Annotated in this window: 12 protein-coding genes; 6 read left to right on the top strand and 6 right to left on the bottom strand. The window is 61.3% G+C overall.

From position 1 onward, the window contains the following. Nucleotides 1-64: 64 nt before the first annotated feature. From M0H32_RS21310 to mdoH, 4 genes are all read left to right on the top strand, one after another. Entirely contained in the window at nt 65-1,159 is a 1,095-nt protein-coding gene (locus tag M0H32_RS21310) for an NAD(P)/FAD-dependent oxidoreductase (protein WP_248157444.1), read from the top strand. Between the two features lie 203 nt (nt 1,160-1,362). After that, complete coding sequence (locus M0H32_RS21315) at nt 1,363-2,955, top strand: OpgD/OpgG family glucan biosynthesis protein (RefSeq protein WP_345779354.1); 1,593 nt, start codon at nt 1,363-1,365, stop codon at nt 2,953-2,955. Next, nucleotides 2,952-3,335, top strand: coding sequence for a hypothetical protein (locus M0H32_RS21320; RefSeq protein WP_248157446.1), 384 nt, complete (start codon nt 2,952-2,954; stop codon nt 3,333-3,335). Before M0H32_RS21315 ends, M0H32_RS21320 begins: the two co-directional genes overlap by 4 nt. A 1-nt stretch (nt 3,336) precedes the next feature. After that, nucleotides 3,337-5,091: a glucans biosynthesis glucosyltransferase MdoH gene (gene mdoH / locus M0H32_RS21325; protein ID WP_248157448.1), complete on the top strand. Its 1,755-nt coding sequence runs from the start codon at nt 3,337-3,339 to the stop codon at nt 5,089-5,091. A gap of 224 nt (nt 5,092-5,315) precedes the next feature. Here mdoH and M0H32_RS21330 read toward each other — a convergent pair whose 3' ends face one another. From M0H32_RS21330 to M0H32_RS21350, 5 genes are all read right to left on the bottom strand, one after another. Beyond that, nucleotides 5,316-5,666, bottom strand: a complete 351-nt coding sequence (locus M0H32_RS21330; RefSeq protein WP_248157450.1) for a ribbon-helix-helix domain-containing protein — start codon at nt 5,664-5,666, stop codon at nt 5,316-5,318. A 288-nt stretch (nt 5,667-5,954) separates the two neighbouring features. Further along, nucleotides 5,955-6,548 (bottom strand): DJ-1/PfpI family protein, encoded by a 594-nt coding sequence (locus M0H32_RS21335; protein ID WP_248157452.1) that lies wholly within the window; start codon nt 6,546-6,548, stop codon nt 5,955-5,957. A 342-nt stretch (nt 6,549-6,890) separates the two neighbouring features. Continuing rightward, on the bottom strand, nt 6,891-7,526 hold the full coding sequence (locus M0H32_RS21340) for a DUF998 domain-containing protein (protein ID WP_248157454.1): 636 nt from the start codon (nt 7,524-7,526) through the stop codon (nt 6,891-6,893). Nucleotides 7,527-7,781: 255 nt separating this feature from the next. Further along, nucleotides 7,782-8,561, bottom strand: coding sequence for a class II aldolase/adducin family protein (locus tag M0H32_RS21345; protein WP_248157455.1), 780 nt, complete (start codon nt 8,559-8,561; stop codon nt 7,782-7,784). After that, complete coding sequence (locus M0H32_RS21350; RefSeq protein WP_248157456.1) at nt 8,558-9,688, bottom strand: TauD/TfdA family dioxygenase; 1,131 nt, start codon at nt 9,686-9,688, stop codon at nt 8,558-8,560. Before M0H32_RS21350 ends, M0H32_RS21345 begins: the two co-directional genes overlap by 4 nt. Before the next feature lie 168 nt (nt 9,689-9,856). Between M0H32_RS21350 and M0H32_RS21355 the strand changes: the two genes are divergently transcribed. Next, nucleotides 9,857-10,750, top strand: a complete 894-nt coding sequence (locus tag M0H32_RS21355; RefSeq protein WP_248157457.1) for a LysR substrate-binding domain-containing protein — start codon at nt 9,857-9,859, stop codon at nt 10,748-10,750. A 239-nt stretch (nt 10,751-10,989) separates the two neighbouring features. Next, on the top strand, nt 10,990-12,024 hold the full coding sequence (locus tag M0H32_RS21360; RefSeq protein WP_248157458.1) for a hypothetical protein: 1,035 nt from the start codon (nt 10,990-10,992) through the stop codon (nt 12,022-12,024). Nucleotides 12,025-12,258: 234 nt separating this feature from the next. Here M0H32_RS21360 and M0H32_RS21365 read toward each other — a convergent pair whose 3' ends face one another. Continuing rightward, nucleotides 12,259-14,220, bottom strand: a complete 1,962-nt coding sequence (locus tag M0H32_RS21365) for a putative bifunctional diguanylate cyclase/phosphodiesterase (RefSeq protein WP_248157459.1) — start codon at nt 14,218-14,220, stop codon at nt 12,259-12,261. Between the last annotated feature and the right edge of the window lie 301 nt (nt 14,221-14,521).

The following is a 14,521-nucleotide window of genomic DNA, read 5'->3' on the forward strand; positions in this document are numbered from 1 at the left end:
CTTTAATCCGAAGCCTCCATGAACCGTTACCCAATTCGCTGAAACCTCTGGAAAGAACCGTCCAATGCCTGACATCGAAACCCTCGTGATTGGCGCCGGTGTCATCGGACTGGCAATCGGCCGGGCGCTGGCGCTCAAGGGCCGGGAAGTGATGGTACTGGAGCGGCACGGGCTGATCGGCTCGGAGACCAGCGCCCGCAATTCCGAGGTGATCCATGCCGGCATCTATTACCCGCCCGGCAGCCTGAAGGCGAAGCTGTGCCTGCCCGGCAAGCACATGCTTTATGAGTTCTGCGCCGAGAACGGTATTGCCCATGAGCGCCTGGGCAAGCTGATTGTCGCCGCCGACGAGGCGCAGCTGCCGGAACTGGAACGCCTACACAAGCAGGCCCTGACCGCGGACCTGACGGACCTCGTCTTCTACGACCGCAAGAAGCTGCAGGAAATCGAGCCGGAGCTCGACTGCGCCGGAGCGCTGTGGTCGCCCTCGACCGGCATCATCGACAGCCACGGCTATATGCTTGCCCTGCAGGGAGGGCTGGAAGCCCAGGGCGGCCAGGTCGTGCTCAACAGCACGGTCCGGGAGATCGCGCCCTGTCCCGATGGTTACAAGGTGACGGTCGTGACCCCGGACGGAGACAGCATGGCCCTCACCTGCCGGGAACTGATCGTCTCCGCCGGTCACGGCGCGCCCGGCCTGATGGCGGACCTGCCCGGCGCCAACGCACCGAAGGCCTATATCGCCAAGGGCAATTATTTCAAGCTGCAGGGCAAGGCGCCGTTTTCCCGGTTGGTCTATCCGGTGCCCGAACCCGGTGGTTCCGGCGTCCACATCACGCTCGACCTGCAGCACCAGGCCCGGTTCGGCCCGGATGTCGAGTGGGTCGAGGACTTTGATTTCGAGGTTGATCCTAAACGCGGCGACAAGTTCTACGCCGCGATCCGCAGCTACTGGCCCGGACTGCCGGGCAATTCCCTGATCCCGGATTATTGCGGCTTCCGGCCGAAAATTTCAGGCCCAGGCGAACCAGCCGCGGATTTCCGCATCGACGGGCCGGAAGCCCATGGGTTGGAAGGTCTGGTTGCCCTATACGGAATGGAGTCGCCGGGCCTCACTTCCAGCCTCGCCATCGCGGACGAAGTCGTCGGGCGTCTCTGAGACCAGCTGAATTTTTCGTGACCTTTCTGGCAACCAATCGCTCTCTCAGGTGTTTTCCGGGAGAGCGAACAACCGAGCTTTGTTGCAATGCACAGAAATGCCGTTTTTTGGTCTGGATTTCTCCCTAAAATTGCTGCAGTGCACGTGCTGACTCATTTTGTGACCCAAAAAGAACATTAATTTCAACATGGTGGGCTAACGTCGTGATCAATCGACGCGTATTTCTTTCGGCAACTGCGCTTGCCGCCGGAGCCTTGTCCGCGGGCGGACTCCCGGGCTTTGCTGCGGCTGAGGAGCTGTCGACACAACCGTCTCAAGCCGATGAGCCCGAGGGTAAGGCATTCGACTTCGAATCGCTCGTGTCACAGATGAAGGAAAAGGCAGGCCGTTCCTACGAGCCGGCAAGCTCAGAGTTTCCCGAAGTCCTTGCCAAGCTGACCTATGACCAGCACCGCGCCATCCGCTTCAATCCAGACCGCTCGCTCTGGAAGGACCAGGGCGGAAACTACCGACTGCAGGCCTTTCATCCCGGCTGGCTGTTCAAGGAACCGGTTGAACTCTTTGAAGTCGTCGATGGCAAGGCCCGGCCCGTGCATTTCACCGGCGCGGATTTCATCTACGGCGAACCGCTCGTCCCGTCCGATTTCAAGGACATCGAAATGCCCGGCATTGCCGGCTTCCGTCTGCATCACCCGCTCAACACGCCGGAGTATTTCGACGAGCTGATCGTGTTTTTGGGCGCGAGTTATTTCCGCTCTCTCGGCAAGGGCAATGTCTACGGCCTGTCCGCAAGGGGCCTGGCGGTCGATACCGCCATTGCCGGACCGGAGGAATTCCCGCGTTTCAGCCGCTTCTATCTGGAACGTCCGGCCCGCGGCGCCTCGGAAATGCGGCTTTACGCGGAACTGGAGAGCGAACGGGTCACCGGCGCCTACCAGTTTACCATCAAGCCCGGCGCCAACACCGTGGTGGAAGTGGATGCGCGCATTTTCCTGCGCGACGATGTCCAGCGCCTCGGCATTGCGCCGCTGACCTCGATGTTCCTGTTCGGCGAGAACGACCGGGTCGGTTTCGACGACTACCGTCCGGAAGTGCACGACAACGACGGGCTCCTGATCCTGCGCCGCAACGGCCAGCGACTGTGGCGCCCATTGCGCAATCCGGACGCGCTTGCCCTGTCCTTCTTTGCGGAGGAGGCTCCCGCCGGCTTCGGCCTGCTGCAGCGGGACCGCTCCTTCGATCATTATCAGGACACGGAAGCCAAATATCAGCGCCGCCCGTCGCTCTGGATCGAACCGGTCAACGACTGGGGCAAGGGTCAGGTGATGCTGGCCGAAATTCCCGCCGACAAGGAAATTCACGACAACATTGTCGCCTTCTGGGTGCCGGAAGCGGGAACCGAAGCAGGCTCTGAACACCGGTTTACCTACCGCATGATCTGGGGCCGCGATCCGGAGCCCGGTACGGAACTCGCCAAGGTGGTGGCGACCGGCACCGGCCACGGCGGCGCTGCCGCCTCCGACCCGGATCCGAAACTCCGGAAATTCGTGGTCGAGTTCGGCGGCGACGCGCTATCCGGCCTTGGCGCGGACGCCCCGGTGGAGCCCCGGCTGTCGCTGCAGAAAGGCTCGGTCAAACACAGCTTCGTCCAACGCCTAGAGGGCGGCACCTGGCGGGCGGTTCTCGATATCGAACGGGATGACGAGGAAATCCCGGTCGAGTTCATTCTGGCGCTGCAATTGAACGGCGCCGACATCACGGAAACCTGGATGTATCAGTGGAGTGGACAATCATGATGAGACAGGAGAACACCGATTTCGGCAGTTCACCAACAGGCCTGCCGCAGTCCTTGGGCTCTGAAATCAGAGCCGTTCTGAAGCGTCCGGATCTCACGGACGAAACCTTGCTGGCAGCCCTGGACAGGGACACCTTCCCCGTGACCGCGTGTCTTTCCCTGAGCGACTTCAAACGCGGCCTTGGCCAGCCGGAGCAGCGCTTGCGGCTGATCCGGTGCCTGGCGGTTCCGGCGCCGCAGCACGGTCTTGAAATGCCCGAACACGACCTCAACCCGCCGCTTGGCGTCCGCATGGCGCCGTTTGTACGCCTGTGGCAACGGCTCCAGCCCGCCGCACGCGCGCAGATGAAACAGGTCCCGGTGACGGCGCGGAACCAATAAAATGTCCCGGATCACGGCTCTTGCGTTGACCGTCATCTTCCGGCGGCTGGCCATGCTGATCATCGCGCTCTGCCTGACCATCGCCGCGTCCTTCCTGTTCGCGACGGTGGTTCAGGCGGACGGCTTCGACTGGCTCGACGTGGTCCGAATAGCGCTCATGGCAATTGCCGCCTTCTGGCTCGCCTGGGGCGGCTGCATCGCCCTTTTCGGCATTCTGTTCCCGCCGGAAGCCCCGCCGCGCGGTCCGTCCCTGCCCGAGGGCCGTACCGCCATCCTGCTTCCGATCTACAATGAGGCAACCGCACCGGTCTTTGCCCGTCTGGAAGCGATCATGCGCTCCGTCGACCAGTTGCGCGCCCGGGACCGGTTCGATTTTCATGTGCTCTCGGACACCACCAAACTGGACGTCGCGGCCAGGGAACAGGCTGCCTATCACCGGCTGCTGACGAAACGCGGCGCGGGTGGCCGGCTGTTCTACCGCCGGCGCGAGAAGAACATCGGCCGCAAGGCCGGCAACATTGCCGACTTTCTGACAACGTCCGGCGGCGCCTACGACTACATGCTCGTGCTGGACGCCGACAGCCTGATGGACGGCGACACCATTCTGGAAATGGTCCGCCGCCTGGAGGCAGATCCGCGCCTCGGCCTGCTGCAGTCCCTGCCGCGGATCATCGGCCTCAACACCCTGTTCGGCCGGCTTCTGCAATTCGCAACCAGTCTTTACGGCCCTTATTTTGCGCGCGGCCTGGCCTCCGTTCAGGGCCGCGAAGGCGCCTTTTGGGGCCACAATGCCCTGATCCGCACAAGAGCCTTCGCCGCATCCTGCGGCATGGCGCCCCTCACCGGCACACCGCCCTTTGGCGGGCATATCCTCAGCCACGACACGGTCGAGGCCGCGCTTCTGGCACGCGACGGCTGGACCGTCCGGCTCGATCCGGACCTGACGGGGTCCTATGAGGAAGCGCCGGCCAACATGGTCGACTATGCCAAGCGCGACCGGCGCTGGTGCCAGGGCAATTTACAGCACAGCCGCATCATGGCCGCGCCAAGATTGCGGTTCTGGAGCCGGATCTCGATCCTGCAGGGGATCTTCGCCTATCTGGCCTCGCCGATCTGGCTGGTGTTCCTGCTGACCAGCTTGGCCGCGCCGCTGGTGGCCTCGCCGCCGGTCTATTTCGATGGCCGCTCGCTGTTCCCGGTCTTTCCGCATCCGGAGACCGCGACCGCCCTGGCGCTGCTGTTCGGCCTGGTCGCGCTGCTGATCCTGCCCAAGCTGCTGTTGACGATCCGGGTGCTGCTCAGCGGCGAGGCCCGCGGCTTCGGCGGCGCTCGGGGTGTTGCTATAGGTTTCCTTCTTGAAACCCTTTTGACCTCGATCCTGGCGCCGATCCACATGATGTTTCACTGCCGGTCCGTTTTCCAGGTTGTCATCGGTGCCGACAGCGGCTGGCCGACGGCTGACCGCGACGACGGCTCGCTACCGCTCACCGCGGCTCTCTCCGCCACCTGGTGGATGGTGCTGACCGGCGTGGCCGCGATCGCCTTTTCCCATGAATATGTGCCGGAGCTGTTCTATTGGCTGCTGCCCGTCGCCCTGCCGCTGGTCGCAGCCCCGCTCCTGGTCTGGCTGACGGCGTCCGTCTGGCTCGGCCGGCTGACGCGCAGGCTCGGCCTCTTTACCGTTCCGACCGACACATGTCCGGTCCCGGTCGCCGACGACATGCGCCAGGCGCTCGAGGAGATGGCGGTGGCGTGATATTGAACACGTCAAACTTCAAACGGCAACCTCTCCGGCGTCATCCCGGACGCAGCGAAGCGAAGATCCGGGACCGGAGAGCCAAGGATTTTGAGATGCGGGCACACTGAGCGAACTACGCAAGTGGCTCCCCGGTCCCGGCTCGCGCTGCGCTTGGCCGGGAAGGCGATGGAGAGGTTGGGGCCTGCGGCGATTATCGGATTTTCAAAGTCCCCTCGAGACGATCAGTGCACCCGACCGCTTTCGGCTTCCAGGATACCGTCGGCATCGAGGCCCGCGATGGGAAGGCGCGTGTCGGTCGGCACGTCGCCGGAGAGCTGCAGGGCAAGGTAACGGCCACAGCAGACCCGTAGGAAACTGGTGAAATTGCCGAGGTCATGGCCGGCATCGATGCTCTCGTGATGCAACCTGGTGATCAGCTGGACCACATTCATGCCGTCACGCGCGGCGATCTCGTCGAGCACTTTCCAGAAGAATGTTTCCAGGCGCACGGACGTCACCATGCCGTCGATCCGGAGCGACTTGGTCGTGCTCTCCCACAGCGCCGGATCCGCGTCGATGAACAATTTGCACATGCCGGTTTCCTCCGTGTTTTCCGAGTTTCTGGTTTTTCGCACGTTTTTCATTGCGGCGAGGACATATGCCTTCGATACGCGTGCAGCCTAATCCCCTTCCCCCTTGTGGGGAAGGGAACCGCATGCACAGTCTTCGCCAAATAACACCGCGTCATCCTGAGGAGGACCGCAAGGTCCGTCTCGAAGGATCGGCAACACACTCAGGAACAAGTGGCCGATACTTCGCGGCAGCGCTTCGCGCTTCCTCAGGATGACGCTGTGTTTTCAGCAGGTGCTGCTTGCCCTGCTTTACGCCGCCAGCGCCCCGGCGGCTTCGCCCTTCAGCACGGCGTTGAACTGGGAGAGCCAGGCCGGATGGGCCGGCCAGGCAGGCGCGGTGACCAGGTTGCCATCGGTGACGGCGCCGTCGATGGCGATGTCGGCATAGGTGGCCCCGGCCAGTTCCACTTCCGGCCGGCAGGCCGGATAGGCGGAGACGGTCCGGCCATTGATGACCTTGGCGGCGGTCAGGATCTGCGCGCCGTGGCAAATGGCGGCAACCGGCTTGTTTTCGTCCATGAAATGTTTGACGGCGGCAAGAACCGCTGCGTCGAGACGCAGATATTCCGGCGCCCGGCCGCCCGGGATCAACAGCGCATCATAGGCGGCGACGTCGACTTCAGCGAAGGTCGCGTTCAGCGTGAAATTGTGGCCGCGCTTTTCCGTATAGGTCTGGTCACCCTCGAAATCGTGGATGCAGGTGGCGACGGTATCGCCGGCCTTCTTGCCAGGGCAGACAGCGTCGACCTCATAGCCCATGGCCAACAGCGTCTGGAACGGCACCATGGTTTCATAGTCCTCAGTGAAGTCCCCGGTGATCATCAGGATCTTTTTCGCACTCATGCTCTGTCCTCCAGCTTGGCAAAAAGCGATGCCGAAACGCTAGCAGGCAAAGGGATTGAGCGGGTATTAGGCGGGTACTACAGGGCAAAATTGGCGGAAACGGCAGGGCTTTTTGGTTTCTGCCCCCCCATCTCCCTCGGTGTCACCCCGGACAAGCGCAGCGCCGATCCGGGGCTCACTCGCAAATCAACTTGTCAAAGCCAACAAGGCTCTGGAAACGAGTAGGCCCCGGGTCTCGCTTTGCTCGCCCGGGGTGACACTGAACCGGGGTGACACTGAATATGAGGCAGCGCCGATTTCTTTTTAGCCCCCCCCAAGCAAAAGGGCCTGTTCGCCTTCGCATCACGCCGCCCGCAAAGACGAACGCTGTGGATTTGCCTGCGACAGCACCAAACCGATCCGGATCATCCAGAGATAAAGAAGCGCCTCCAGCAGCCGCTGAAACAGACCTGCATGGCCTTCGGACACGAGCATGCCGGCGAGGAGCCCAGTGCCGGTGAGCAGACCGGCGACCTCCAGCCCTCTCGGCAACGAATGTTTCCCCGCCCGGTTCAGTCCGGCCGAGATCAGGAAAAGGCCGCACAGGCCGGCGGCATAGGCAGCCATGCCGGCACTGACATGGATCAGATGCGACCGGGTCGGATCCACCGGGCGGCACTCGAAATCGCAGGGAAAGAAGGCTGCCGTCATCAGAAGGCCCGCATAGACCAGCATCAGGATCAGCCCGGCCAGCGCCAGGCGATTGCGGGTGACTTTCCTTGCCGCCAGTCCCAAAAACAGAAGGACCCAGATCTCGGCCCCGGCAAAGACGAACACATTCACCAAGGCCCCGCGCGCCGTTCCCGACGCACCAAGTTCACTCATGAATTGGGAGAGATGGCTGTAGCCCGGGTAAAAATGCCCGGCGATCAGAACACCACAGGCGAGCCAGAGGAAACTGACGACCGGCAACAGGACGAGTGGATTCGGCTTGATCATGAACGATGCTTAGCACACCGCCTGATTGCAATCAGTGAGATTTCAGCCGGGTTTCCGCTTTCCTTCGATCCGCGAGAGCAAATTCAAGAACGGCATCGCCCTCTTCACTTGTGATCCCGCGAAAGCGAAGACCCAGGACACCGTGAGCAATCGTTTTGTTCACGTCGCCAGCAACACCGCGTGCTGGGTCCCGGTCTTGCCGCTAGCGCGGCAAACCGCGATGACAATCGGACAGGCGTGTGCCGGTGACCGGGATCAGTCCTTGTAATCCGGCTCGCTCCGGTCCAGCTGCCGCTTCCAGTAATCGAAATGGGCGTAGCCCATGCCCTTGTAGGGCTCCCATTCGGCGGCGGTCTTGGCAGCCAGGTTGTCGGACATGACCGCCAGCGGCTGGCCGGAGGCATAGGCTTTCAGGAGAATTTCCGCTGCCCGCTCGAAGAAATAGAGATGCTCGAAGGCTTCCGGCACAGTTTCGGCGGCAATCGAGACGCCGTGATTGCCCATCATCAGCACCGGCTTGTCGCCGAGGGTCTCGGCGATCCGCCGCCCCTCCTCCGCCTCGTCGGCCATGCCGCCGAAGCCGAGATCGACGGCAACCTTGCCGAAGAAGCGTGCCGTGTTGAGATCGACCGGCTTCATCGACGGGTCGGCGAGACAGGCCAGCGCGGTGGCATGGGGCGGATGAACGTGGAACAGCACCCGCGCTTTCGGATTGGTCCGGTGCACCGTGCCGTGAATGCACCAGGCGGAGGCATCCGGGGCGTCGTCCTTCTCCATCACCTGATTGTCATTGGCGTCGAGCAGCAGAAGATCGCTGGCGCGGATTTCGGAAAAATGCCACCATTTCGGGTTCATCAGGAACCGGGTGCCGTCCTCGGACACCGCGGCGGAAAAGTGGTTGCCGACGGATTCGTGCCAGCCGAGCCGCACCGCGATGCGGAAGGCGGCGGCAAGATCCTCGCGCAGAGCCTGTTCGCTCTGCCGTTCCGGTTTTGACTCGGACGTGCCGAAGGCAACCTCGGTGACGACGCTCATTTGAACCGTCCTTCCCCGGAGAGGATCCGGTATGTGGAGCGCAATTCGCCCCGGTCCGTATAACAGCCGCGCAGGTGCCGGTTGCCGCTTGTGGCCGAGTAGGCGGCGCGGCCATGCACGATGCGGTGATTGTCGAAGACGATACACTCACCCGCGTTCAGCCGGAACCGCATCAGATATTTGTCGTCGCGCATCATCCGGCCGAAACGGCAAAAGGCCGGGTAATAACGGTCGAGATCTTTCTGTGGCATGTCGAAAATGTCGGCGTGGTGCTGGCTGATGGTGACGCCGGAAATGTTGCCGTGCTCGTCCAGCTCGATCACCTTCTGGCGCGCGCGCATGTCGAACGTGTCGTGCTCGCAGAAATAGGGCACGTCGGTTTCGACCAGAAGCTTGAAATCCTCTGGGTAAAGCGCCTGGAAATCCTCGGCAACGGCCAGGCCGTCGGCGAAGATCGAATTGCCGCCCTCGACCGAATTTGCCCGGCAATGCAGGAACTGGACGCCCGGCGCCAGATCCTCGTCGGGCAGGTCCGTGTGCAGCGGCAGGGCCTTGGAGGTGAAGGCGAGGTTGGTCGGCTTGATATGGGTCTTGACCTCGAACACCAGGCCGAAATAGCTCGGCCGCACATAGCCGATCAGACCGGCGGTATCGGTCAGGGCTTCGTCCGTGTCCGGCAGGCCGGTCAGAAGCGCCACCCCGTCGGTCAGCATCGCCTCGGCCCAGTCGCGGACATTGGCCTTGTCGGCCATCAGGTCGTCATAGGCAAAGCGTGCGATCTTGCCATAGTGATCGGAATACCAGGGAACCCGCGGCAGGTTGGCGATGTCGGCGCGTTTCTCGCCCCTGGAGAACAGCGCCAGCTGCTCCATCGGCAAGCGCGTGACGTGGCCGCTGCCGGCCCAGGTGATTTCCAGGTGGCCGTTGGCGATCGCGGCACTGGCGGCTTTCGGCGCTTCATCCATGCCGAAGACGTCGAACACCCGCTCACGGGTTTCCGGATCGAACGAACTCGGGCAATTGTCGCGCAGCCAGTAATAATTGAAATAGGCCATCCGCCCATCGCTGAGCGGCACGTCCAGCCCCTGCTCCTGCAGCAGCACACCCGCTTCGCCGGTTCCAAGCATCTTTGTCGTCCTTAAGTTAAGTCTGAGCTCCGACGTCCCTTCTTGAGCGAAACAGCGGAAGCATCTGTAATTCTGGTCGTTTCATCGAAATTGCGCTTGTGCCGCCGGTTTGAAAAGGCGATAAAAACAGAAGTTAACTTAAGCAAAAACTAAACTTGAGCGCTTCCCATGCACCGACTGCCGCCGCTTCGCCTGCTGTCTGTCTTCGAAACCGTGCAGCGCGCCGGCAGCGCCAAGGCGGCGGCGGTTGAACTCAATGTGTCGCTGTCGGCGGTCAGCCAGGCGCTGAAGCAGCTGGAGAGCCATGTCGGCGCGGCGCTGATCGACCGCAGCACCCGCCCCGCTGGCCTGACCGAGGCCGGCGAGATCCTGCTGAAAGCCGTCACCGAAAACCGCGAACGGCTGACGGGCGCGCTTGACGACATTCGTGCCCTGACCGACCCCAGCGGCGCCACGGTGACGCTGGCCTGCACCATCGGATTTGCCACCTACTGGCTGATGCCCCGGCTGGAAGCCTTTTACCTGGAGCACCCGGATGTTGCGGTGAATGTGCAGACGACCCAGCAGGAAGTGCCGCGCCTCGGTCCCGGCGCGGACATTGCGATGCGCTATGGCGACGGCCGCTGGGACGACGGCACGGTCGAGCTTCTATTTGAGGAACGGGTCGAACCGGTCTGCGCACCATCCTATGTCCGCCGCCTGATGGAGACCGGCGGCAGCCTCGGCTCGGCCTTCCTGATCCATGTGGAGACCAGCGACCGGCGCTGGATTTCCTGGGCCGACTATCTTTCCCGGACCGGCCAGAAGGCCGCGGGTTCCGCCAAGGGCCTCAGGTTCTCAAACTACGTCCAGGCCACACAGGCGGCCCTTTCCGGCCACGGCGTCATGCTCGGCTGGCGCTCGATCACCGGCGACCAGGTCGACAAGGGCCTGCTCATCCCCGCCGGCCTGCCGCCGCTGACGCCGAATAACGCCTATCACGCAGTGCTGTCGCACAGGAGCCGGAACAGGGAGACCGCGGAGGTGGTGGTGGATTGGTTGAGAAGGGCAGCTGCCTTGTGAGCAACGTTTGAAGGCTGCCAATCCAAATCGGCCGACATTTTGGCAATCTGATCTCAAAAACCTTCCTTGAAAATGGTAGTGTCCAACAGAAGACCGCTCAAATGGGGATGGCGTGGTCTGGTTGTCCTGGTGAAAACAGAATTTGACGCATGAAACATATGCATATGACGTTTGAATTGAACGGATAACACCCCCCCCCGATCTACTCACACCTGGCAGTTTTCTTAGGGAGATTTGCGATGGGCTGGAGCGAATACACCTATCCCGGTGGCGCGGTTTGGAAGATCAACTACGGCAATGTCGCGAATGTCATCAGGGCCTACGCCTATATGGTCGCGCTCTCCGAAAATGTCAGAATTGATGTCGTCAGCTCCTATCCCGGTTTCTCAATGGACGAAATCAGGATGCGTCAGTCCAATACGCTTCACCATGACAAGGACATCGTTGATAACCGTGCGAAGGACATCACACAGAAGATGTACCAGGCGTTCCTTGCGATGCTGACCACCTCGGACCACCGGGATGCGGAGAACTTTCTGGCCGGGCTCCGAACCAAAACAATGCGCCTGCGCAGAGAACATGGCGGGCTTGTGGAGCAGTCCAATGCAATGAACCGAAGTTTTCTGGCGCGGGCCACGCAAGCGGTGGAATTGGCAAAGGCGACACGTGACGGCAGCATTCTGATCCTGTCCGTTATCGCCTCTGTCGCGTCGGGCGGAACGGCCGTTGCCGCGGCGACCCTGGCGACCGGGGGCACCGCAGTGGCAAAATACCAGGATACCAACGACGCCGGAGAAGCCGTAAAAGCCGGCGCTGGTTGCCTCATCCTGCTGGGCTGGGGACAGCTTGCAAATTTCACGAAAGGCATGCAGGCCACGGATAAAGCCATTTTTTTCACCCTTGGCGTCTCGGTGGACTTCAGTGTCAACGTCACCATGAACGCGTCCGAAAAGCAGTTGGGAGAAGCTGCTGAAACTGCTGCCTGGACAACGCTCAGAAATGCGGGCTTCTTCTGGCTGGATCTCGGCACTCAGAAACTCCTGTCGCGGGAGGTCGGCCTTATGGCACAAAAGAACAGCCAGGAGCTGTTGCGCTGTCTCTACCAGGGGACGGGACGTTTGACGGAAAAGGCGATTCTCGAAGACCTCGCAAAGAAGCCCCAGGGCAAGGATCGCCCCAACCCGCTCTCACACGAAGCGCGAGAAGTCAGCCGGTTTACGTCCGCCGAAGCGTTCAATTACGTCAGGACCAATTGCATGTATCGCGCCAGATAACTGGCCGAAGACTTCCTCGCCAAATGGTTCAAACCACTTGAGAACACCCGTGGCCGCGACGCCTAGCCCCCCTTCGCAATCCTGATGACGCTGGATGGAATCCTATCTGCTGAAAAACATGTGCGGGCGTAGTGGCCACGCAGATCATTCCATCGGTCCTGTATCCAATGCAACATCTGCTTTATTCAAATCACGCTGGATATAAAATGGGTCTTGATCTTGAACATCCGCTGCCTAGCCCAAACCCTTGGCCGGGCCCGCCGGCTTGGCAGCCGCATCGCGCAAGCGCCTTTTCCTCGGCTGGATTGCATTGGCAAGAAACGGTGCCAGGTCATGGGACGGCAGGGGTTTGCCGTAATAGAAGCCTTGAAAATGATCGCAGGACAGCGTGTTCAAGGCCTCGACCTGGGCCTCGGACTCGATGCCCTCGATGGTCACCGTCATGTCGAGGTGGTGCCCGAGCGAGATGATGGTGTCGAGCACATGCCGTGTCCTGTTGTCCGGACCGGTCAGCGAATTCACGAAGGACCGGTCAACCTTGAGCTTGTTGAACTTGTATTTCCAAAGATAGCCGAGGCTGGAATAGCCGGCGCCGAAATCGTCCATTGCCAGCGACACACCCAGTGCGTTGAGCGCGTTGAGCTGGTCGATGATCTTCGCTTCTTGCTCGATGAGCATGTTTTCCGTCACCTCGAGCTCAAGGCGATGGGGCTCCAGACCGCTGCGCTCAAGGCACGCGCTCACGCAATCCAGCAGAGTTCCATCGTCGAACTGCCGCGCCGACAGATTGACCGAGACAAAAAGATGCGGCGGCCAGGATGCCGCGGCCTGAACCGCCTCCTCCAGCACCCAGGCTCCAATTCTGGAAATTTCCCCCGCCTTTTCGGCCACCGGAATGAACTCCGCTGGCGGGATATGCGTGCCCGCGCCATCCGTCAGGCGCAGAAGGGCTTCGAACCCGACCACATTCAGGGACGATTGCTCGATCAAGGGCTGATAATGCACCTCGAACCGGTTTTCGGAAAACCCGGCAAGGATGCACTCCTCGACATATTGCCGTCTGGCGATTTTCTGTTCGAGCTCGGGTGTGAACACAACCCAGGTGTTCCGTCCGGACAGCTTGGCCTGGTAAAGGGCGATATCCGCCTTGTGCATCCGCTCTTTCAGTGTCAGCTGCTCGGACCGGTCGATGTGAACCCCGATGCTCAGATGACCGTTCAGCGCCATGCCGTCGACCCGCACCGGCACACTGACTGCGGCTCTCAGCGCCTCGATCAGCTCCTCGATGCCATCGATGTTGCGCTGCGCGGAAATGATGATGAATTCATCGCCGCCGAGACGCGCGGCCATGTCGTTCGGCGACAGCCGTTCGGAGATGGCAGCGCCGACATGACGCAGAAATTCGTCGCCCGCCTTGTGCCCGAACGTGTCGTTGATGGTCTTGAAATTGTCCAGGTCGATGAAAATGATCGCGGCCTTGCGCAGGTCGAGCAGGCCGGCATCAAGCGCATCCTGAACCTTCTGAAAGAAGGTCGCCCTGTTGTGCAGACCGGTGAGCTGGTCCCGCGAGGAGAGCAGACGCACCTTCTCGCCGGTTTTCACCTGCTGCCGCATTTTCAGGATGTAGGCGATGAACGGAACCCCGAAACTGGCCAGGACCACCAGCCCGAGCGCCCCCGCCAGATAGAGGAAATTCCGGTGAAACAGGTTCGCGACCGGGGTCTGGTCGAGATAGACTTCGACGACACCGATCGTCTGACCGCCGGCGGCCAGGATCGGCACATAAGCTTCGACATAAAGGTCCGGCCGGTTGGACTTTTCGCGTCCGTCCTGAAGTTCGATGACGGCCTGGCCCGTGTCGATCACCTCGCGGGCGTGGCCGTTGTGGTCCGTTCTGGCGCCCGCCTCCAAGGGAGCCCCAAGCTCGTCGGAGATCAGCACCATGCGGGCGTCGGCATCGAACAGCTTGAAACGGAAGACGTCGGCAACCTGCACGGCCTTGTCGATGACCGCGGCCTGCGCCTGTGTTGGCTCACCGTTGTCGATCAGCTGCTCCAGGTCCGGGACGGATTTCGACAGATAGGTGGCCCAGTTGGCGGCCTTGCGCTCCGCATTGCCTTCGATGACGGTGTCCACCGACCGAGCGATGAACAGCTTGCCGACAACAAGCATCACCGCAACGAATGCAAACAGCATCGCGAAATTCAGCCAAACACCAATCCTGTCAGACCTGTCGAACATACAAATACCCGGAGACACACCAGGACATCTCATCATCGACAGACTAAAACTTCCATAACGCAAGAATTCGTTGTTATTACATCATGAATAATAACAATATTACCTGAGCCCGTTACTAGGGGCAGGACTCATTAATTTGAGTGAAATGGTAGGGATGAATTTGTTCGGATACGAGGCGCAAAGCTGCAGGAAACCGTCCGGTTTCCAAAGATTTGCAACGACGTTGCCGGGCAAATTCCCCCTATCCCGGAGGGAC

It is taken from the genome of Roseibium sediminicola (genome assembly GCF_023156505.1).
Lineage (GTDB): Bacteria > Pseudomonadota > Alphaproteobacteria > Rhizobiales > Stappiaceae > Roseibium > Roseibium sediminicola.